The organism is Lentimicrobium sp. S6 (assembly GCF_013166635.1).
GTDB lineage: Bacteria > Bacteroidota > Bacteroidia > Bacteroidales > UBA12170 > UBA12170.
In genome coordinates, this window is record NZ_JABKBZ010000047.1 from 20965 (window position 1) to 42467 (window position 21503).

A 21503-nucleotide genomic window follows, 5' to 3' on the forward strand; every position below is an offset into this window, starting at 1 on the left:
GGAAGTCGGAGTTATTATAATATCTATCATTCCCATTCGAAGTCAGTAATTTAAAATCTTATTAAGAAGCCATTGATTTAGAATAAGAATTGATTTGAATAATTCAAGTTTCCTATAGCATTAATTAAATTCATTTAAATGAATTTAATTAATGCTATGAATGGCAGCTCTAATTTTCAAAAGCTTCACCAATAGCGCTTCCAAATATTCTAATTTCAGCATATTGGCTCCATCGGAAAGAGCGATAGCGGGATTGGGATGTGTTTCAATAAAAATACCATCTGCACCTACGGCAATTCCTGCTTTAGCAACGGTTTCTATTAATTCTGGTTTTCCTCCAGTAACTCCACCTTCTTGGTTGGGTTGCTGTAAACTATGAGTAATATCTAGAATAACAGGAACATTATTCTTTTGCATTTCGGGGATTCCTCTATAATCGATGACCATATCTTGATAGCCAAACATATTTCCCCTATCAGTAAGCATGATATTTTCGTTTCCAGATTCTCTCACTTTTTGAACCGCAAACTTCATGGAACCTGCACTTAGGAATTGACCCTTTTTAATATTGATGATTTTTCCGGTTTTGGCAGCAGCTACCAATAAATCGGTTTGGCGACAAAGGAAGGCGGGAATTTGCAGCACATCTACATATTGTGCCGCTATGGCAGCTTCTTCGGCACTATGAATATCGGTAACTGTAGGAATATTCAACTCCTCAGAAACTCGTTTAATAGCTTCTAATGCTTTGATATCCCCAATTCCAGTGAAGGAATCTAGTCTAGAACGATTAGCTTTTCTATAACTGGCTTTAAATACATAGGGAATATCCAACCTATCGCAAATGGCTTTCACCTCACGGGCAATTTCTAAAGGCATTTCTGTATTCTCCACGGCACAAGGGCCAGCGAGTAAAAAAAAGTTTTTATGCTGAGTAAGTTCCTGAAATATTGACATTATACTGCTTCGATTAGTTTGTTAAGACTCGATTTTATGGTTTCCACATCTTTTGTGGCAATCTTTTCGCATAGAGTGGTTTCTCTATCGAGTCGATATTCTAATATTTTATTCATAATCTCCTTGCCCAATGGAGTCATTTTAATGTCGATGGCTCTTCTGTCTGTTTTATTTGTCGAGCGAGTGAGATATTCTTTATTGACCATTTTGTCAATAATTCTGCTCACACGAGATAAGGAGAGTTGCATTTTTTCTGCTACACTATAGCTATTAAAATGAGTGCAATCTCTTAGACAGAGGAACATATTATATTCTGCTTGAGAAATATCGAGGGAATGAAAAAATGCTTCATCTCCTTGGATACATTTCTTCTTTAATTCGTAAATAAGTTCAAGGATAGTTGAATCTGCCATATTTATATGCTTTTATGCAAAAATAATCAGCCTGAGAAAATAAACAATAACAAAGTTTTTATTTTCAGCTTATTTTGAATAATTATTTACAAATTAGTTGATATTTAGGATAATATCGAGATTTCCTGCTTCATTTTCTGTAATAAATCCTGTTTTTCATCAAAAGGAAGAAAAGCTTGCTGAAATCCATTGAACATTATTTTGCTGACATCTTCCTGGGTGAAATGGAATAATTTAGCTGCCAATTCATATTCTTTAGAAAGAGTAGTTCCTGATATTAAAGTACTGTCGGTATTTATAGTTACCGCTACCTTTTTCTTAAAATAATCTTGAATAGGGTGTTTGGTTATGTCTTTTACGCTTTTTGTTTGCATATTACTAGTTAAACATACCTCTAAGCCAATTTGTCGGTCTACCACATAATTCAATAGCCCTGTATCCTCAAATAGATGGGTTCCATGGCCAATCCTTTGTGCACCTAAATAGTGAATAGAGTCAGCAATAGAATGCGCGCCATCAGCTTCTCCTGCATGAACAGTGCGGCAAAGGTTGTTTTTGATGGCTATCTCAAATGCTTTCATATGGTTTTTTGCAGGGTGTCCATATTCTTCTCCTGCTAAATCAAAAGCTACCACACCTTTGTTCTTATAATCAACAGCCAATTGAGCAAGTTCCATATTCTTTTGAACCTTATTTTGTCTCAACCCACAAATGATCAAATTACTTTTGATATCGAAGTCTTTCTCTGCTTGTTTTTTTCCTGATAATATAGCTTCCATCACTTTTTTAAGAGAAAGATGTTTTTGAAGATGTAGAGCAGGAGAAAATCTAGCTTCTATATATTTGATATGATCTTTAGAGGAGTCTTCCAAATATTCATACATGGCTCGTTCTAAGGCATCCTCAGTTTGAAGTACATTTAAAGTATATTCAAATGGTTTGAAATAATCCAAAAGACTGGTACAAGAATTGTCAATGGTTAGGGTTTTCAACAATTCGTCGTATTGATAGCTTGGGAGCTCAACCTGATGTTTTTGAGCCAATTCTAGAACGGTTTGGACTCTTAATCCTCCGTCTATATGACTGTGTAACTCTGCTTTAGGGGCTTTTTGAATAAATGCTTGTAAATCCATATTAAATGTTTGGCCTGCAAAAGTAGGGAATTATTGAGCAGCTAAGTCTCCGTGGGAGCCAAAACTTATTCAATTGTTAATAAGATTTTTGAGAGTTCAAATTATTTCAAGAAATGACCAATATGCCAATATAATACATCTTGCTGTATAGGCTTGGTGGTATATTCATTACAGCCTAGGTTCAGGCATTTTTCTTTATCGTCGGCCATTACATTGGCGGTAAGTGCAATAATAATGACATTGGGATTCATTCTTCTGATTCTTAAAGTCGCTTCATAGCCATCCATTTCAGGCATTTGCATATCCATCATTATCAAATCAATCTTATAACCTTGGTTCATATAATCCACGGCTTCCTTTCCATTTTGTTTCCAAATAACGTGAGCATGGGTGGCTTGTAACAAGGTTTTAAGGTAGAGATAATTTATTTTTTCATCTTCTACAATTAGTATGGTCTTTCCTGTAAGGTCAGGTGTAGTGACCTCATCCATGCTTGGTTTATCTTTTCCAAGTGCCAGTTTATGTGGGAATGAAAAGATAAATTTACTACCTTTTCCCTCTTCTGATTCTACAAGAATATTTCCTCCCATCATATTGCTCAAGGATTTACATATGGTTAATCCAACACCTGTTCCTTCAGAAATTTTTCTATCATTGTCTGCAACTTGTCTGAAGCTTTCAAATATATGTGGCAATTGGTTTTCTGGGATTCCTTTTCCCGAGTCTTCTATAGTGATATGAACCTGCTTTTCTTTAATTTCACATGCCATACTTACGTATCCATGTGCTGTGTATTTTACCGCATTACTAACCAAATTTTCAACTACTTGTTTTACCTTCATCTCATCGGCCTTAATGAAACATTTTTCTGATTCTAAGGCATTTTCAAATAATATTCTGATTTGTTTTTTAGTCCTCACTAATTCTGATTGGTATTTTGAAAATACACCATAGAGTAAATGACTCAGTTGGAATTCACTCTCAGAAATAGCGTGATGGCCAGCTTCAATTTTGGAAATGGTGACTATGTCTTCAATTATCTTGAGGAGATGGTTGCCGCTACGTTTCACTATTTTCAGATATCCTAGATAGGTTTCTGGAATATCAGCATCCTCAAGGACCAAACTCGTAAATCCTAAGATGTGATTTAACGGAGTCCTAATTTCATGACTAATATTAGAAAGGAATGCAGTTTTTAACCTAGCACTTTCTTCTGCTGCAGCTTGTGCTTTTTTAAGCTCCCTAATATCTATGAAACTTTCAATAATTACTTTTTTATCACCAAGTATAACCTGTCTTGCTGTTTTTAAGATGGGAATAGATTCTCCTCTCGCGTTGATGAGTATTCTTTCGGAATTGTTTACAGATTGTTTTAAATCCATAATAGGGCAACTACCTTCTTCGGCTGGACAAATAAATTGATGACATTCTTTTCCTACAATTTCTTCCTTCGTACTTCCAATATGTCTTATCGCTCCAGTGTTTAGTTCCAGTATCTTGAAGGTTTCTGGGTCAATGATAACAATTCCAAAATCAACAGATTCCAAAATAGTTACCAATCGGTTGTCATAGGATTCGGATTTATTATAATTCAATACCACTTTTAAAAAACCAATAGATTCTTCTTGCGAGTTTTTGATATTTACTATGGACATCAAACTCCTAATTTCATTTTCATTTTTATCAATGTGTTCTACTTCTCCATAATAGGAACCACTCAATTGGGCTTGTTCTAAGCTTGGCAATACACTTCTTTTCATTTGTGCCTCACTGTGGAATATCTTTATGTCATTTCCTGTTTTTAAATCATTGTTTTCGAAACCATGCATTTCTGCCCAAGCATGATTAAAACTAAATAATTCTCCCTCAGAAGTTATTAATGCAATTGGGTTATTGGTTTGTTCAAAAGCTGTTTTATAGTAATTATTTAATTGGTTATTATATTTTATTTTTTGATTTTTTTCTTTTTCAAATTGCTCATTTAGAAATAGATTAATCATCTCTATTGCAATAGCTTTTTCAGATTTTCTCGAGTCTTTTAAAACATGGTATCTGTCATCTTCTTCTGAAAATACAATTTTAGCTTTTATCGAATTCTCAAATGTATAGATGCTACCAGCATATTTATCATTAAATATTGGTTTGTGAAATTCATTACTTTCTTGGGTTTTAATATTTAACCAATAGAGAAATTCATCATTAGAAATTAAAACTTGGATGAGGTTTTTTTGTTTTGAGAAAACAGGGATAAGCTCTTCATTATCGAAAAGATAGACAAATATATTAAAATGATCTAATCTAGGGATTAGACTCAAGCTTTTTGTCAGTTTTGACCAGAATCGTGATGCTGTATGATGGTCAGATGGTTTCATAATATTTGTTCTCAAACAAACTTAGTGAAAAATTTTGAGTTTTCATAGAAATTAACGAAATTTGAAAGAACGAATCATGCAAAAAATGAAATAATTAAGATATTATGAAAGAAACAATTAGCACAGAAGTAATGGAGAAAGCACAGGTGTGGCTTGATGGAAATTACGACGAAGAAACCAAAGCTGCCATCAAAGACATGATGGAGAACAATCCGCAAGAATTAACAGAATCTTTTTATAGAGATTTAGAATTTGGAACAGGAGGTTTGCGAGGCATTATGGGAGTGGGAACCAATAGAATGAATAAATACACTGTTGGAATGGCTACTCAAGGTTTAGCCAACTACATGAAGATGATGTTTCCTGATCGGAAAGATTTAAGTGCTGTGATTGCCTACGATTGTAGAAATAACAATACTTTATTCTCTCAAATTTCAGCTGATGTACTTTCTGCCAATGGCATTAAAGTGTATCAATTTGATGCTTTAAGACCAACTCCAGAATTATCTTTTGCTATTAGAGAATTAGGATGTCAGGCAGGTATTGTTATTACGGCTTCTCACAATCCAAAGGAATATAATGGCTATAAAGTATATTGGGAAGATGGCGGACAGCTGATCAATCCTCATGATGTAAATGTGGTAGCAGAAGCCAGAAAGATTGTCAATATTGATGATGTCAATTTTAAAGGAAATCCTGAATTACAAGAGATTGTAGGGGAGGAATTAGATAAGAAATATGTGGATGGAATTAAAGGATTAACCTTATCTCCAGAGCTTATTGCCAAGCATTCTGACATTAAAATTGTATATACTCCAATTCATGGAACAGGCGTTGAACTAGTACCGAGAGCTTTAAAAGAGTTTGGTTTCGCCAATGTATTTAATGTACCAGAGCAAGATGTGGTTAGTGGAGATTTCCCTACGGTACATTCCCCAAATCCTGAGGAGTCTGCTGCATTAAAAATGGCTATGGATAAAGCTATGGAAGTAGGAGCCGATCTGGTAATGGCAACAGACCCAGATGCCGATAGAGTGGGAATAGCGGTAAGAAACGAGCAAAACGAGTTTGTGATTCTCAATGGTAATCAAACGGCAGCCCTCCTCACTTATTATCTTTTTAAGAAGTGGGACGAGAACGGTAAGTTAGATGGTAAACAGTTTATGGTGAAAACTATTGTAACCAGTGAGTTATTGATAGATATGGCCGATAAATATAAAATTGAAAGCCATGATGTACTTACAGGTTTCAAATTCATTGCTGATATCATCAGACAACTAGAAGGTCAGAAAACCTTTATTGGAGGTGGTGAAGAAAGTTATGGTTTCTTGATTGGTGATTTTGTTCGTGATAAAGATGCCGTAAGTGCCTGTGTGATGGTTGCTGAAACTGCAGCTTGGGCTGCTGAACAAGGCATGAATCTTTACCAATTGCTTAAAGAAATATATGTAGAATACGATTTCTATTGGGAGCGTTTAATTTCTGTAGTAAAGAAAGGAAAAGCTGGTGCTGAGGAAATCCAACAAATGATGGCAGATTATAGAACTACTCCTCCTGTTGAAATCAACGGAAGTAAAGTTTCTATGATTAAGGATTATCAATCGTCTGTTTGTAAAGATGTAATAAATGGAACGGAAAGAGATATTGATTTACCAAAATCGAATGTGCTCCAATTCTTCACAGAGGATGGTAGTAAAGTATCCGTTCGTCCAAGTGGAACTGAGCCCAAGATTAAGTACTATTTTGGGGTAAAAGCTCCTCTTGATAAAGTAGAGAACTTTGATGCTGTTCATCAGAACTTAGATGCTCGTATTGAAGGAATTATTTCTTCAATGGAATTGAGATAGGTATTGTAAACTAAAAATGAGAAAAAAAAGAAAGGGATGTCATAGCTCCAAGCGATGACATCCCTTTATAATTTTTTTTACTCTAAAAATCGTCCTTAATCCAGTTATAAGGCTTACGGGCGATCCATTTCCCACGAGTAAAATCAGGGAAGTCTTGAGGCTCTCCATTATTGGCAATAGATAATTCAGAAAGAGGAGTTACTGCACTCCAAGCTGCTGCATCGTAAGCGTCTAGTGGAGGAGCAATATCTTGTTTAGCAGACTCCACAAAAGCATTTAAAACAAAGAAGTCCATACCTCCATGGCCGCTTCCTTCTGCTTCTTCTCCATATTTTTTCCAAAGAGGATGGTCGTATTTATCAAACCATGTTTTGGCTTCGTCCCATCTATGTGGTTCAGAAATACCATCAATATGAACTCGGCTATCATAATAATCAAACTCCGTTAAGCCATTTACTCCTTGAACTCTAAAGCCAAGAGAATAAGGGCGAACCACATTGGTATCATGAGTAATAATCATAGTTTCACCCATAGCAGTACTAATAGTTGTGGTGACAATATCTCCTAGCTTCCATTTCAATTTGGCATTGGGGTGGTCTTCACCAGCTTTGTCAACAATATATTTATGCAATCCTCGCGATTTGGTGGAATGGGAAGTCAAGGATTCAAATCTATTTCCTCTGTTGATATCTGCATAAGCAGCTAGTGGTCCTAGGCCATGAGTAGGATAGAGGTCGGCATCACGCTTTAAACTGTGTTGGGTTCTCCACTGTGCTTCGCTAATGGCTTTCTCACCAAACTCCACTCCGTGACCATAAAAATGCTTACCATCATTGAATTTTACTTCACGTAAATCATGTTGATAGCCTCCTCTATAATGGAGCATTTCTCCAAATAATCCTTCTCTGAGCATATTCATAACAGCCAAAACATCGCGGCGGTAATTTACATTTTCAAGAATCATTAAATGAGTTCCTGTTTCTTCGTGTGTGTTCACCAAGTCCCAACATTCTGGGAGCGTAGTAGCTGCAGATACTTCTACACCACAATATTTGCCAGCTTTCATGGCATCCACAGCCATTGGGGTATGTAATAGCCATGGTGTGCTAATAATGATAGCTTCTACCTCTTTGTCATCCAAAAGATTTCGATAATCATAAGGGCCGGAGGTATATAACTTAGGGTGTTTAACACCTTGTTCATCGAACATGGCTAAACATAATTTTAGCATGTCTGGGTCGGTATCGCAGATGGCTGTGATTTCCACATCTTTTCTGAATAGGGCATTAGAAACATGGTTCATTCCTCTGAGTCCTACTCCAATAAAACCGAGTTTAAGTTTTTGGCCTTTGGTTTCTTGTCCAAAAACGAGATGAGGTGCTAGACCAATTCCAGCCGCAGCAACACCCACCTTTTTTATAAAAGATCGTCTGTTTGTGCTCATTTTTTTCAATTTGTTGGCAAGTTAGAAAAAAATGAAAGAAGAGAAGTGTTTACAAGTCCCTTTTCTTCAAATACCAGAAAACTACTGAGTTGAATATCACCACCCATCCTCCAGAAATAAGGACATCTCTGATGTTAACAAAGGTTTGAAATTCGATTCCGAATAGCTTCATGAGTTGGCTATTAGGTAGCTGAATGATGTGACCTATTGCGGTGATAGGTAAGAAATCGCCCCAATCATTTGGGATTTTATAATCTAAAATAGGATCGATAATAAAAGCATAAAGCATTAAAATTCCTATGGCAAAACCAGAACGATGTACCAAGGTGGCTATCATAAAAGCAAAGCTCAAATAGGCAAATACTTCATAGAAGTAAGCAATGAGGAAGCTAAACTTACCAGTAAACATGGCCCATGTAATTTCTTCTGTATTTCTAAAACCTAATATCAGAATGATAATAGCAATCACAGCGGTTGCGAATAGTGATATGGTAAGATTGAGAATGACTTTTGACCAAAACAATTCATAACGACTGAGTCCATGAAGAACCTGTTGTTTGATGGTTTTATAGGAGAATTCATTGGTGATAAGGATGATACTAATGATGGCCATGAAAATTTTAAGGAAACTGGCCAAGTAAGTGAGGTTATGCCAAACTCCAGGGAAAGAATAGAGGGAAACGCCAGGAATGGAAATGGGTAGGTTTTTCCCAGCATCAGTCACTACTTCGTTAATAAAAGCCTCAACACCAAATAGCATGGTAGCGATTACAGCGAAATACAATAAGCCTAACCACCAAATGGCACGGAATCCCAATGCCTTTTTTATTTCAATTTGTAATAGTCTATACATGATTCTTATTTGTAATTTCTAGGAAAAACTTTTCTAATGACTTCTCTTTGGCGAGCAAATGAGAAAGGAAAACCCCTTTATGGGCAAGGATTTTATTTAATTCATCAGCATTGGACTCTGCTTTGATTTCTATAATGAGTTTGTCTCTATCTTCTTTAATAGCTTCTACCATGGAGACATCAGCTAAAGCTTGTATTAAGACTCCCATATCTTCAGCTTTTACTTCGAGAAGATGTTTGTCACTAAGGATTTCATCTACTCGTCCGGCTGCCAACTTGTTACCCTTTTGCATAATCATAACGTGGGTACAAACTTTCTGTACTTCATCTAATAAGTGACTGGCTAAAATAATAGTAACACCCTCCCCAGAAATTTTCTTGATTAGGTTTCTAATCTCAGCAATTCCTTGAGGATCCAGACCATTGGTTGGTTCATCCAAAATTAAGGCATCTGGATTTCCAACTAAAGCAGCAGCAATAGCTAATCGCTGTTTCATTCCGAGTGAAAAAGTTTTGAAAGCACTTTTTCTCCTGTCCCAAAGCTCTACTAATTTCAAAACCCTTTCGATATCAGAATAATCTTGTTTCTTGATTTTGGCCACTATTTTTAAGTTATCCAAGGCAGTCATATAAGGGTAGAAAATAGGAGATTCTATAATAGCTCCAACTTTTTTCCTGGTGTTTTTACCATGCTTTCCTTGAAACCATTCAAAACTTCCTGATTTTGGATGTGTGACCCCTAAGATCATACCTAAAGTAGTAGTTTTACCACTTCCATTAGGCCCTAAAACCCCAAATACTTCTCCTTTTCTGATGGTCACATTTAACTCGTTCACAGCAACCAGTTTGCCATAATGCTTTGTTAAATCTTTTGTTTCTAGTATAATGCTCACTTTATCTGTTTTTATATTTGACGCCTTCTTTTTAGCAAGTTACAAAATAATAGAATTTAATCCTTTTAATAGAATGTCTTAGCTGTTCTTTTTATTTTGATGATTTTTGTAAATGTTGATCATTATAAATATATTTTTAATTTTTCTAGAGTGGCAACCTGAAAATTAAAAATCACGATGTTTAATAGTCGCAATTATTGATAATAGTTCGAGACTAAAAAAGAAAATTTAATTTAAAATATTTCTAAATGCTGAAATTATTGATATTATCATTTCATGAACAAAGTCTTAAAGCGTTTATATATCAGTTAATTATGTGTTTATTACACATGGCTAGGGTGTTAAGCGTGATGAAACAGCATAGCTGTATTATATGTAAAATAATTATTGTTAAATAATTAACAATAGCTTTTTTCTATTGAAAATTATTATAATTTCGCCGCCAAGAACCAAAAAATGTAATAACACAGGAGTTTTAAAGATACCTTTTGAAATTCTATGATATTATACTTATGTGAACAAAATATGTATATGTATAAGTATATTGGATTGTTATTACGCTAAAAATTTAATACGAAGCATATGAAAGTTGCTGATAAGATTTCTTTGTTAAAAAAGAAAAGAGAACAAGTTGCTGAAATGGGTGGCAAAGCCCGTATAGAAAAGCAACATGCCAAAGGTAAACTATCCGCCAGAGAGCGTCTGGATTTATTATTCGATGAGGATAGTTTTCAAGAAATAGATTCTTTTGTCGGACATCGCTCCACCAATTTCGGAATGGAAAAAGTTGAAATTGAGTCAGATGGAGTTATTGTTGGTCATGGATTAGTCAATGGAAGAACCGTTTTTGCTTTTTCTCAGGATTTCACTTCACGTGGAGGTTCCCTCGGAGAAATGCATGCTGCTAAAATCTGTAAAGTAATGGATTTGGCCATGAAAGCTGGAGCTCCAATTGTTGGACTAAATGATTCAGGTGGAGCAAGAGTAGAAGAAGGAGTGGATGCGCTAAAGGGATATGGTGATATCTTTTTTAGAAACTCACGCGCTTCTGGTGTGATACCTCAGATTTCTGCCATCATGGGCCCTTGTGCCGGTGGGGCTGTTTATTCTCCTGCCATGACAGACTTTGTATTTATGGTGAAGAAAACAAGTCATATGTTTATCACTAGTCCTTATGTGATTAAAACTGTAACAGGCGAAGAAACTAGTTTTGAGGAATTAGGTGGAGCCATGGTTCATAATGCGAAAAGTGGAAACGCTCACTTTGCTTGCGAGAACGATGAGGATACTATCGAGCAAATTAGAGATTTGATAGATTACCTTCCCAATAATAATATGGAGAATACCCCAATTGTAGAAATGGGTGATGATCCAAAAAGAGAATGTGAACTTTTAGATACCATCATACCTGATGATCCTAAAACACCTTATAATATGAAGGAAGTGATAGAAGAGGTTCTTGATGATAATGATTTTTATGAAGTTCATGAGCACTTTGCCGAAAATGCCATTGTTGGTTTTGGTCGATTGAATAATCGTTCTATAGGAATCATTGCCAACCAACCCATGATTTCTGCAGGTTGTTTAGATATTGATGCTTCTGATAAAATCAGTCGTTTCATCAGAACTTGTGATGCTTTTAATATTCCATTGGTTACTTTTGTGGATGTACCAGGTTATTTACCCGGTGTTAACCAAGAGTGGAATGGAATTATTCGTCATGGTGCTAAATTATTATGGTCTTATTCTGAAGCTACAGTTCCAAAGTTCACTGTAGTTTGCCGTAAAGATTATGGTGGTTCTTATTTAGCCATGAGTTCTAAGCATTTAGGAGCTGATATGGTTTTTGCATGGCCAACTGCTGAAATTGCAGTAATGGGAGCTAAAGGAGCTGTTGAAGTGCTTTCTGGATATAGAAAAGAAATTTCTGAAGCTGATGATAAGGTGGCTAAAACCCAAGAGAAAATCAGCGAATATGAAGAGGCTTTTAATATTCCTTATTTAGCTGCTCAGCGTGGTTATATCGATGAAGTTATTCTTCCTAGCGAAACTCGTTCTCGTTTGATTGCTGGTCTTGATGCACTGGCTTCAAAAACAGAATTAGTTCCTGCTAAAAAACACGGTAATATTCCTCAATAATTCAGCACTATGACCTTATTAGAGAAAAAGAAAAAAGCCGCTGCCATTGCCGTAGCATGTTTCCTCCAACAGGAGAGTGATAAGTCTACTGACCCTCAGAATCAATGGGGACAAATGGGTAAAGCAAGAATAATGGATGGTAGAGATTTTATGCAAAGAAAAGGCAGAAATCCTGGCCCTCAGAAATAAATAAAAGAACTTTTTTTTAAAAAATACAATCATGAAATTTGATAAGCACGGGGTTTTAGAAATGACCCAAACAAAATATAATGCCGACAGGCCAAAAGCTAGTAATCCAATTAAAATTCAAGACCTTAGTTTCCGCGATGGTCACCAATCCTTATTTGCCACTAGAGGAAGAACAGAAGATATGCTTCCCATGGCAAAGGAGATGGATGAGGTAGGTTTTCATGCCATCGAAACATGGGGTGGAGCTACTTTTGATACCATGCACCGTTATTTGGGAGAAGACCCATGGGAGCGTTTAAGATCATTGAAAAAAGTGATGCCTAAAACTCCATTCTTTATGCTCCTTCGTGGACAGAATGTGGTAGGATATAGAAACTATGCCGATGATGTGGTGGATAGTTTTGTGCAAAGAGCTTGTGATAATGGTATGGATATTTTCCGTTGTTTCGATGCCCTTAACGATTATAGAAACTTTGAAACTGCGGCTAAAGTAGTGAAGAGAAACAACAGACATTTCCAAGGAACCATCTGTTATACTTTAACAGAACCTCGTTTAGGTGGTGATGTTTATAATATTGAGTATTATTTGAACAAAGCCAAAGAATTAATGGATTTTGGAGTAGATTCTATCTGCTTAAAAGATATGGCTGGTTTGGTTGCTCCTTATGATATTTATAATCTAGTAGTTGAATTGAAAAAGATGACTGATATTCCCATCAATCTTCATACACACTTTACATCTGGTATGGGTGATTTAGCCATCTTTAAAGCTATTGAAGCAGGAATTGATATTGTAGATACTTGTATGTCTCCATATGCCTACCGCACTTCACATGCTGCTCTTGAGCCATTGGTGATTTCTTTATTAGGAACCAACCGTGATACTGGTTTTGATATCAAGAAACTTTCTGCCATTAGTAATGAAATGGAAAAAGTAATTCCTAAATATAAGCACTTAGCAAATAATCCAAAGTATTCTATTATTGATACTGATGTGATTATGCACCAAACTCCTGGTGGAATGCTATCTAATTTGGTGAATCAATTGAAGCAAATGGATGCTTTAGATAAATTGGATGAGGTTTTCAGACAATTACCAAAAGTAAGAAAAGATTTAGGTATGATTCCTTTGGTAACGCCTACAAGTCAGATTGTTGGGGTTCAGACTGTAAATAATGTATTATTCGATACTTACGAAGGAGAATATTCTAGGATTACTGAACAGGTTAAAGATTTATGCTATGGTTTATACGGTAAAACCACTAAGCCTATCAACGAAGAATTGAGAAAAAAAGCATTAAAAGATTATCCTAGAGGAGAGCAACATATCGAGTGTCGTCCTGGTAGTGTTTTAGAAGATGAGATGCCAGCTGTACAAGAAGGCATTAAGGATTTAGCTAAAGATATAGATGACGAGTTGATTGTAGCCCTTTATCCTGTTACAGGTAAACGTTTCTTGAAATGGAAATATGGTAAGGAAGAGATTCCAGCCGACGTGAAGCCAAAAACCATGGAAGAAGTGAAACGTGAGGAAGACATCGTTGCAAAAGCACTTTCTGGTCAGTTGACTGATAAAAAGGTAGATTCTGATATGCAAGAAATGGAAGTATATGTGGATGGTGATAAATTCACAGTAGCTATTCCAACAGGTAAAGCACCAGTTCGTAGAAAGAAAAAAGAACGTAAAGCTGCTGTTGAAAATACACAATCTGAAGGTGCCATGAGAGCTCCAATTCCTGGAATGGTAGTAGAATATAGAAAGAAAAAAGGCGACGAAGTGAAAGCTGGAGAAGTTGTTGTTGTGGTGGAAGCCATGAAAATGATGAACAACTTTGAAGCTAAAATGGATGGAGTCATTACTGAAGCATGTTTTGAATCGGGTGATGCCGTTGCAAAGAATGATGTTTTGTTTATTGTAAGTCCTAAATAAAAGTAGACTGTATTGTTGTGTCTGCCGCACAACAGCCATTATATTTATATAGTTAAAGGCGAGGATTTTTCCTCGTCTTTTTTGTGTGTTTGAGGTTTTATTTTTAGGTTAAGTATAATAAATAAAAAATTGTTTCTTTATCCTTAATGAGGTATGGTAATTTTTATTAATTTTAGGGGTCTCAAAATTCAATGATTATGAAAACACATTTCTACTTTATTATTTTCTTATTTATTTTTAGCTTTTCAACAGTTTATGCTCAAAGAGCTGACGATCCAGTGGCTGTTGATGATTCAGTAATAATGATGCATTATGGAACCATACATATAAATGTATTGGCTAATGATTACGATCCCAATGGGGAAGCTATTCATATTGATGATTTGGACGAAGAGGAGGGTTTTGAAATCAGTTTTCAGGATAGTATTGTGACTATCAAAGCACTAATCTACTATGATTGGGAATATTTGAGTATAGATTATAGAATAAGAAATGAATCGGGAGAAACCGATAGAGCAGATATTGATATTTATTTTGAGGATAATCCTAGTGTGCCGGTTCCTGTACGAGATATTTTTGACTTAGAATGTCAAAAAAGCCAAATAATTAATTTAGTTGAGAATGATGAATATACAGGTTCAGAGAATCTTATTATTACGGATATCACATCATCTAATGTTGAAATATTAGCTGACTCACAAAGTGTTAAATATACAGCAGGTTTGAAAAGTGGAAAAACTGGATTCAGCTATCGTGTTAAAGAACAGGGTGGTAACGGATATGTTTCAAAAAAGATGAACAATTTTGCATATGTCAGAGGAAATCCTGAAGCTCCATACGGCATAAAAGACACCTTTAATATAAGTATGGGTGAGACTAAGACTTTTGATGTGCTTGGCAATGATGAATCTCTAAATCCATTGGTGTTGGATACTATTGGTTTGCCAGCCTATGCTCAGATTGAAAATAACAAATTGAAAATCACATGCCCTGATGCAGTTTCATATGATCTGAATTTTGATTACCAGGCTTATGATGGGCAGAATGGATATTACACCTGGCAGACTAGGGTTATGATTCAAGTAGTTGATAAGTATCGTCGACCATTGGCCATAGTAGATAGTTTGGAATATGATTTTGCTGATACCGTTTTTATTCGTCCCTTGGATAATGATTATAATTATGCCAATACTCCTTTGGTATTGAATGACAATAATGATACCATTTTTACATATTATTACACAGAACCATCTATGCAGCATTTTAATCGATGGACAAGCAGAGAATATAGATGTAAAAATGAGGGTTCTGATTTATTGAGTGAACAAGTTATTTGCAATTATAGAATTAAACCACCCGATAGTATCCAAGTTGAAGAAGATATTTTTTATATACGATTAGGAGAATCTTTGGACTTCAATCCTCGATCATATACAAATTTACCTGATTCTTTAAGCCTATGGGCTGTGTCAATAGAGGAATTAGGTGAAGTAACTGCTAATGGAGATATTGTTTCATTTACTATTGATCCAGAGGTTTTACCATCTTACTATATATCTGATTTTATAGGTGAATTAGTCGAAACAATAAGATGCGATTATGGTTTTGAATTTAATGGGATACCACAATATATTAGTCAATATTTTACCATTAAAATCGATATTCATCAAAATGTTTCTTATTTGGATATCAATAATTTCTCCATTCCCGTAACACCATTTGGTTTGCATTTTAATAAAACATTTAAACCTACGCATAAGTATATTAAGGCTAATAATTTTTTAGAGCAAATAAGGCCATGGATTGCAAATGATCATAATGGAATAGGTGATGTGCAATTTTCTGGGGATATTTGGTGTTCAAATAATACTGACTTCATAAACGGTCCGATTAAGGATGCTTATCATGCAGAGTATGATTCTAAGTATTTTAGAACTTGGATGGTCACTAAGTCACAAATTGATTATCATATGGCCCATTTTAATGATGAAGATTATCAAATACCAGAGATCATTAGTAATTGGCCAGCAGATATCATTTCTTTTAATGGCTTGAATTATGAACAAGCTGACTATGTTGATTTTGATCAAAATGGAGTTTATAACCCAGAGAATGGAGATTTTCCGAAAATTTCAGGGGATAAAGCTATTTTATACTTAATTAATGATGGTAGGTTAGGAGATTATAGGGCCATCGATTCCTTAAATATTGATATTTATGCTTTAATTTATGCCTTTGATAGACCTGAATCTGATTTATTTCAGAATACCTTTTTTATGAAATACAAAATTGTCAATAAGTCAGATATTGATTATCCAAATTTCAGGTTTGCCCAATTGGTGCTTCACGATGATTATAATATGTATAATCATATGGGATGCGATACTATCCTAAATACATTTTATTCTTATCCTGTTGCTGGAAATGAAAACCAATATGTTGGAATGACTACATTTCTAAATCATGAAATGGGGAAATTTTTAACTTATGGAGATGTGGATAGTGATCCGAGATATAAATATGCAAATATGATGGGGATTTATAATAGTGAGTTTCCTATTCAGAATCCACCACTTTGGATGAATTGGTCCCCATTAAATTATGTGTTTCCATCTGAAATTGATGACCCCTATGGCTCAAGTGCTTTTGCATTTGATGAAAAGGGTTGGAGTATTGATAATGGAACAGGAGATGGAATAGGTAGTGCTGAGGCTTTACAGTTAAATGCTGGAGAAACACAATACTATGAAGTTGCATATTCTGTTTATTGTAACCAGCAGGATGGATTATTTGAATTAGTGGATAAAGGCCTAGATCGAGTTTCTCAGCTTGTTGAATGCTACCAAAATGATTCCATCCCAGGTGGAGGTAGCTTTACAGGTATTCATGAGCAAATGAACAATACTGTGGCAGATGTTTTAATTTATCCTAACCCCGCTCGTACAACTCTGTATATTCAAACAGAGAACAAGGATTTTGAAACTTATAGAATTTATAGCCTACATGGACAATTATTAGAGGAGTCTAAATTTGAAAGTGAAATCTCTATTCAGCACCTTCCTCCGGGATTTTATTTCCTTCAGTTGATGGGTAAGAATGGTAAAGTGGAGTTGACGAGGAAGTTTGTGAAGCAGTAAGCTATTAGTCTTTTGTGAAATAATATGGTTTCTTTGCATTAGATAAAATTTATATCTAGCTTTATAATAAATTGTTGCATTATCATTTGCTATGTATAATAAAAAATGATTAGTTTTGGTAGCATAAAAATATCGCATGATGAAAACACCATACTATTTCTTATTCCTGATAAGCTCTTTATTTTTTCAAATTAGTGTTTCTTTTGCCCAAAATGAGAACCCAGTGGCAGTTGATGATGATTTGATTGTTCACAGTTGGGGCACTTATACTGTAAATGTACTCGATAATGATTATGATCCTGATGGGGACTCTATTTATATTGATGAAGTGTATGATGAAGAAGGTTTTGAAATATCTTTTTCCAGCAGTCAGGTGTTTATTACGGTAACTAGTCATTATCTGTATGCTCAGAGAATAAAATATCGTATAAAAGATATCCATGGAAAAACTGATAAAGCCTATATAAGTGTGAGTTATGAAGAGCATGCAGATGCTGTACATCCCATAGCTGACACCATATTTGTTGAAAACCAAGTGCCAATTGAATTGAATCTGATTGAAAATGATATTTATTTAGGGAATGAGAATTTGAAACTAACTTCTGTATCCACATTTTATGGTGGAAATATTGAAATTTTACCTGATTCCCAATCGGTAAGATATGTTTCTAATCCCTATAATGGACCAAGTTCATTTTCCTATGTTGTAGAAGAAGCGGGAGGGCATCATTATGTTTCTTTTGGTAGCGGTTTTATATTTGTAAGTAAGAATGAGGATGCTCCTATTGTTAGAGCAGATACTTTTGAAGTTCAAGCAGGACAGGTGAGTTTCCTTGACGTTCTTTCAAACGATACCCCACAAGAAAATATTGATATTCATTCCATAACAGGTAATGAGTTTCTGAGTATTGAAAACTCAAAAATTAAAATTGATCTTCCTGAGAATTATCCCAGCAGAATTTCTTTTAGATATGATATAGTAAACACAGAGAATGGACTTCAATCAATGCCTGGGAAAGTAATAGTTGATATTCAGCCCATGGTAGATATCCCTGTTGCTGTTATAGACACGGTGGAGTATGTTTATACTATTGATGATGTTGAAGTATTTCCTTTAGGAAATGATATTAATCCTTCAGGAAATGGTTTAGTCATACATGAAACTGGAACGGAAAGTTTATTCGTTAATTTTTCTAATAAAACAGGCTGGTTTGATAAATCTTATCAAGCTAAAGATACTGTATCAGGCCTAATAAGTAAGCTTAGCAAAATATATATTCATGTATTGCCTCCTGATAGTATTCAAGTGCAAGATGAATATATCGACTATACAATGGGTGATGTGATAGAAATAAACCCCTATGAAGGGACTAATCTTCCAGATTCTATACATTATACAATCGATACTGAAATTGGGAAATATGTTTGGTATAATAACACCTATTCATTTGATGTAAATAAATTTGATGGCTTAATAAATAATGAGTGGAATCATAATTATGATTATGAATTATCTGATAGGATTGAAATCATTTTTAATGTTATTGATGGTAATCAATCTATTAAGGTAATGAAGTATATTTATGTAAACTATGTGTCTCCTTCTTTTTATTCAACACTTGGAATAAATAATGTTGACTTAACAATCAGCCCAAATGGATTCCATTATGGAAATATAAAGTATCCAAATCAATCCTATACGCAACCAATATATATTCTAGAACCATGGATGGCAGATTATACCAATCAAGAGATCAAAAGGGTGTCAGGAAATGCTTCAGTTTATGATGGTGCTGATTTTGTTTCTGGTCCTTTGGCTGATGACTATTCAGCTGAATATCAGGAGAAATATTATCGAACTTGGAAAGTGTCAAAAGAAGAAATTCAATATCATATGAGTAATTGGAGTAATTCTGTTTATCAAATCCCTGAAAGTATTTTAAGTTGGCCATCGCAACAAACGATTTATAATGGAGTTTCCTATGAAGGAGCTGAATATATTGATGTAAATGAAAATGGGTTTTATGATCCCGAAAATGGAGATTATCCAAAAATAAGAGGAGATGAGGCTGTTTTATATATTGTTAATGATGGAAGATATAGAAATGGTGAATATGGACCTCCTTTGGATTCATTATGTGTTGATATTTATACTTTAGTATATGCCTTTAATCGTCCAGATTCTGAATATTTTAATAATACATTTTTTATTAAGTACAAAGTAGTTAATAAATCAAGCATTAATTATGAGGATTTTAAACTAGGTCTATATGCAAAGAATAAGTATGGAAATATTGGCTCTAGTGAACGTAATAAACTATTTATTGCCTGTGATACACAGCTAAATACCTTTTACTCTTATCCTGGATTAAATATTGCTCCAAGTGAATCATACTGGCCAAATAAGCCCCCAATCACATTGTTTTCTATACTAAATCAAAATTTGGATAAGTTTACTGAGGTGGTCACAGGTCATTCGATGTGGCCTGATAACTATAGTGCTAATAAAAGATATCATTATTTAAATGGGACTTGGGATGAGAATTTAAATCATCCTTATCCATGTTGGTCGCTTAATGCGCCTATAGATTATGTATATCCAGATCATCCATTGGATTTTGGAGCTGATAATTCCTTAAGTAATCAGAATATTTGTTATTCAGATTCTGATGCGCAAATGCTTGGAGTTAGTGGTTCTCATATTTTATCTAGTGGAGAAAGTATGACATTTGAATATGCCATTCAGTTTTATTATCATCCAGAAAGTGGCTATGGAGAATCCATTGATGGGGCATTAAATAGTGTGGCAGATTTATTAGAATGCTACCAAAATGATTCTGTTCCAGGTGGAGGAAGTTTTACAGGAATTAATGAGCAAATGGAGAAAACTGCAGCAGAGGTTTCGATATATCCTAACCCTGCTCGTACAACGCTGTATATCCAAACAGAGAACAAGGATTTTGAAACCTATAGAATTTATAGCCTCCATGGGCAATTATTAGAGGAGTCCAATTATAATATTGAGATCTCTATTCAGCACCTTCCTCCGGGATTTTATTTCCTTCAGTTGATGGGTAAGAATGGTAAAATGGAGTTGACGAGAAAATTTGTGAAACAGTAAATTCTGCTTTCTCCTGAAATCCTATGGCCTAAGAAGTAGAGCTAAGAATAATCATAATTCTTAGTTCTACTTCTTTTATTAATCTATCATCCTTTCTATTGACCAATTTTCATTTTGTCTTGATACAAAACGAAACAAAAAATCAAGACTACACCTGCTTCTCTCAAAAAAGCTACACTAGATTTTCTAAAATACTTCAAACTCGCTTTTTATTTAGCAATAAAAACCTCAGACAGAAGCATTTCATAACGAAAATATAGCTTGTTTTTTGGTTCTCCAGCTGAGGTCGGTCCTTTCGGTATCGAGATTTTCCTAGATTGATGATTTGCAATTTGGGCCGGCCAGAGGATTGGTCTGAGAAATTACTTTTACTACTGGCCTATTGGAGTGATTTTGTTTGAGGTAATAATAAATGGTTACTCTTATTTGGTGAGCTTGCCGTGCTTTCCTATGTCAAGATCGCAATGACCTCTTTTCGGAGGGGATTTATTGTTCCTTGTTTGGGATTTCACTTTAATGGAGATTTCTCCATCGCTACACTCTGTCGAAATGACCCTGCAAACCCGGGTGGAGAGAAAAGGCGCACAAACGTAAATATAGTATTTAATGGGTTTGTGCGCCTTTTTTGTATCACCGAAAATGAGGTCATTTCGAAGGAGAAGCATTGGCTGCGACTGAGAAATCTGTTGTAATTGATGATTTATACCAATGATGAAATGACCTTTTGTTTGAGGTAATAATAAATGGTTACTCTTATTTGGTGAGCTTGCCGTGCTTTCCTATGTCAAGATCGCAATGACCTCTTTTCGGAGGGGATTTATTGTTCCTTGTTTGGGATTTCACTTTAATGGAGATTTCTCCATCGCTACACTCTGTCGAAATGACCCTGCAAACCCGGGTGGAGAGAAAAGGCGCACAAACGTAAATATAGTATTTAATGGGTTTGTGCGCCTTTTTTGTATCACCGAAAATGAGGTCATTTCGAAGGAGAAGCATTGGCTGCGACTGAGAAATCTGTTGTAATTGATGATTTATACCAATGATGAAATGACCTTTTGTTTGAGGTCATAATAAAT

Annotated in this window: 13 protein-coding genes; 6 read left to right on the plus strand and 7 right to left on the minus strand. The window is 35.0% G+C overall.

Annotation, left to right across the window (positions count from 1 at the left end):
* Positions 1-144 precede the first annotated feature (144 nt).
* The 4 genes from kdsA to HNS40_RS14755 all read right to left on the minus strand — a co-directional run bounded on the left by kdsA (position 145) and on the right by HNS40_RS14755 (position 4875).
* A complete protein-coding gene (kdsA, locus tag HNS40_RS14740) occupies positions 145-957 on the minus strand; it encodes a 3-deoxy-8-phosphooctulonate synthase (RefSeq protein WP_172282166.1) in 813 nt (270 codons plus the stop codon).
* Entirely contained in the window at positions 957-1370 is a 414-nt protein-coding gene (locus HNS40_RS14745; RefSeq protein WP_172282168.1) for a MarR family winged helix-turn-helix transcriptional regulator, read from the minus strand. The genes kdsA and HNS40_RS14745 overlap by 1 nt, the downstream gene beginning before the upstream one ends.
* Before the next feature lie 104 nt (positions 1371-1474).
* Positions 1475-2503, minus strand: a complete 1029-nt coding sequence (add, locus tag HNS40_RS14750; RefSeq protein WP_172282170.1) for an adenosine deaminase — start codon at positions 2501-2503, stop codon at positions 1475-1477.
* A gap of 101 nt (positions 2504-2604) precedes the next feature.
* Positions 2605-4875 (minus strand): ATP-binding protein, encoded by a 2271-nt coding sequence (locus tag HNS40_RS14755; protein WP_172282172.1) that lies wholly within the window; start codon positions 4873-4875, stop codon positions 2605-2607.
* A 101-nt stretch (positions 4876-4976) separates the two neighbouring features.
* Here HNS40_RS14755 and HNS40_RS14760 point away from each other — a divergent pair, with 101 nt between their 5' ends.
* The gene (locus tag HNS40_RS14760; RefSeq protein WP_371742946.1) at positions 4977-6722 is read left to right on the plus strand and encodes a phospho-sugar mutase; all 1746 of its coding nucleotides are present in this window, start codon (positions 4977-4979) and stop codon (positions 6720-6722) included.
* Between the two features lie 82 nt (positions 6723-6804).
* Here HNS40_RS14760 and HNS40_RS14765 read toward each other — a convergent pair whose 3' ends face one another.
* The 3 genes from HNS40_RS14765 to HNS40_RS14775 are packed head-to-tail and all read right to left on the minus strand — an operon-like array spanning position 6805 to position 9911.
* Entirely contained in the window at positions 6805-8166 is a 1362-nt protein-coding gene (locus HNS40_RS14765) for a Gfo/Idh/MocA family protein (protein WP_172282176.1), read from the minus strand.
* 49 nt (positions 8167-8215) lie between these two features.
* Entirely contained in the window at positions 8216-9019 is an 804-nt protein-coding gene (locus tag HNS40_RS14770) for an ABC transporter permease subunit (protein WP_172282178.1), read from the minus strand.
* The gene (locus HNS40_RS14775; protein WP_172282180.1) at positions 9012-9911 is read right to left on the minus strand and encodes an ATP-binding cassette domain-containing protein; all 900 of its coding nucleotides are present in this window, start codon (positions 9909-9911) and stop codon (positions 9012-9014) included. The genes HNS40_RS14770 and HNS40_RS14775 overlap by 8 nt, the downstream gene beginning before the upstream one ends.
* A gap of 582 nt (positions 9912-10493) precedes the next feature.
* Between HNS40_RS14775 and HNS40_RS14780 the strand changes: the two genes are divergently transcribed.
* The 5 genes from HNS40_RS14780 to HNS40_RS14800 all read left to right on the plus strand — a co-directional run bounded on the left by HNS40_RS14780 (position 10494) and on the right by HNS40_RS14800 (position 20427).
* The gene (locus tag HNS40_RS14780) at positions 10494-12050 is read left to right on the plus strand and encodes an acyl-CoA carboxylase subunit beta (protein ID WP_172282182.1); all 1557 of its coding nucleotides are present in this window, start codon (positions 10494-10496) and stop codon (positions 12048-12050) included.
* 9 nt (positions 12051-12059) lie between these two features.
* The gene (locus tag HNS40_RS14785; RefSeq protein ID WP_172282184.1) at positions 12060-12239 is read left to right on the plus strand and encodes a hypothetical protein; all 180 of its coding nucleotides are present in this window, start codon (positions 12060-12062) and stop codon (positions 12237-12239) included.
* Between the two features lie 31 nt (positions 12240-12270).
* On the plus strand, positions 12271-14169 hold the full coding sequence (locus HNS40_RS14790) for a pyruvate carboxylase subunit B (RefSeq protein ID WP_172282186.1): 1899 nt from the start codon (positions 12271-12273) through the stop codon (positions 14167-14169).
* Positions 14170-14366: 197 nt separating this feature from the next.
* Positions 14367-17306 (plus strand): Ig-like domain-containing protein, encoded by a 2940-nt coding sequence (locus HNS40_RS14795; protein WP_172282188.1) that lies wholly within the window; start codon positions 14367-14369, stop codon positions 17304-17306.
* 136 nt (positions 17307-17442) lie between these two features.
* A complete protein-coding gene (locus HNS40_RS14800) occupies positions 17443-20427 on the plus strand; it encodes an Ig-like domain-containing protein (RefSeq protein WP_172282190.1) in 2985 nt (994 codons plus the stop codon).
* Positions 20428-21503 lie beyond the last annotated feature (1076 nt).

What these genes read in the sequence shown, in the direction of transcription:
- HNS40_RS14765 (WP_172282176.1), bottom strand. Translation starts at nt 8,166, where the DNA reads ATGAGCACAAACAGACGATCTTTTATAAAAAAGGTGGGTGTTGCTGCG.
- HNS40_RS14745 (WP_172282168.1), bottom strand. Translation starts at nt 1,370, where the DNA reads ATGGCAGATTCAACTATCCTTGAACTTATTTACGAATTAAAGAAGAAA.
- HNS40_RS14790 (WP_172282186.1), top strand. Translation starts at nt 12,271, where the DNA reads ATGAAATTTGATAAGCACGGGGTTTTAGAAATGACCCAAACAAAATAT.
- HNS40_RS14755 (WP_172282172.1), bottom strand. Translation starts at nt 4,875, where the DNA reads ATGAAACCATCTGACCATCATACAGCATCACGATTCTGGTCAAAACTG.
- kdsA (WP_172282166.1), bottom strand. Translation starts at nt 957, where the DNA reads ATGTCAATATTTCAGGAACTTACTCAGCATAAAAACTTTTTTTTACTC.
- HNS40_RS14800 (WP_172282190.1), top strand. Translation starts at nt 17,443, where the DNA reads ATGATGAAAACACCATACTATTTCTTATTCCTGATAAGCTCTTTATTT.
- HNS40_RS14770 (WP_172282178.1), bottom strand. Translation starts at nt 9,019, where the DNA reads ATGTATAGACTATTACAAATTGAAATAAAAAAGGCATTGGGATTCCGT.
- add (WP_172282170.1), bottom strand. Translation starts at nt 2,503, where the DNA reads ATGGATTTACAAGCATTTATTCAAAAAGCCCCTAAAGCAGAGTTACAC.
- HNS40_RS14795 (WP_172282188.1), top strand. Translation starts at nt 14,367, where the DNA reads ATGAAAACACATTTCTACTTTATTATTTTCTTATTTATTTTTAGCTTT.
- HNS40_RS14780 (WP_172282182.1), top strand. Translation starts at nt 10,494, where the DNA reads ATGAAAGTTGCTGATAAGATTTCTTTGTTAAAAAAGAAAAGAGAACAA.
- HNS40_RS14785 (WP_172282184.1), top strand. Translation starts at nt 12,060, where the DNA reads ATGACCTTATTAGAGAAAAAGAAAAAAGCCGCTGCCATTGCCGTAGCA.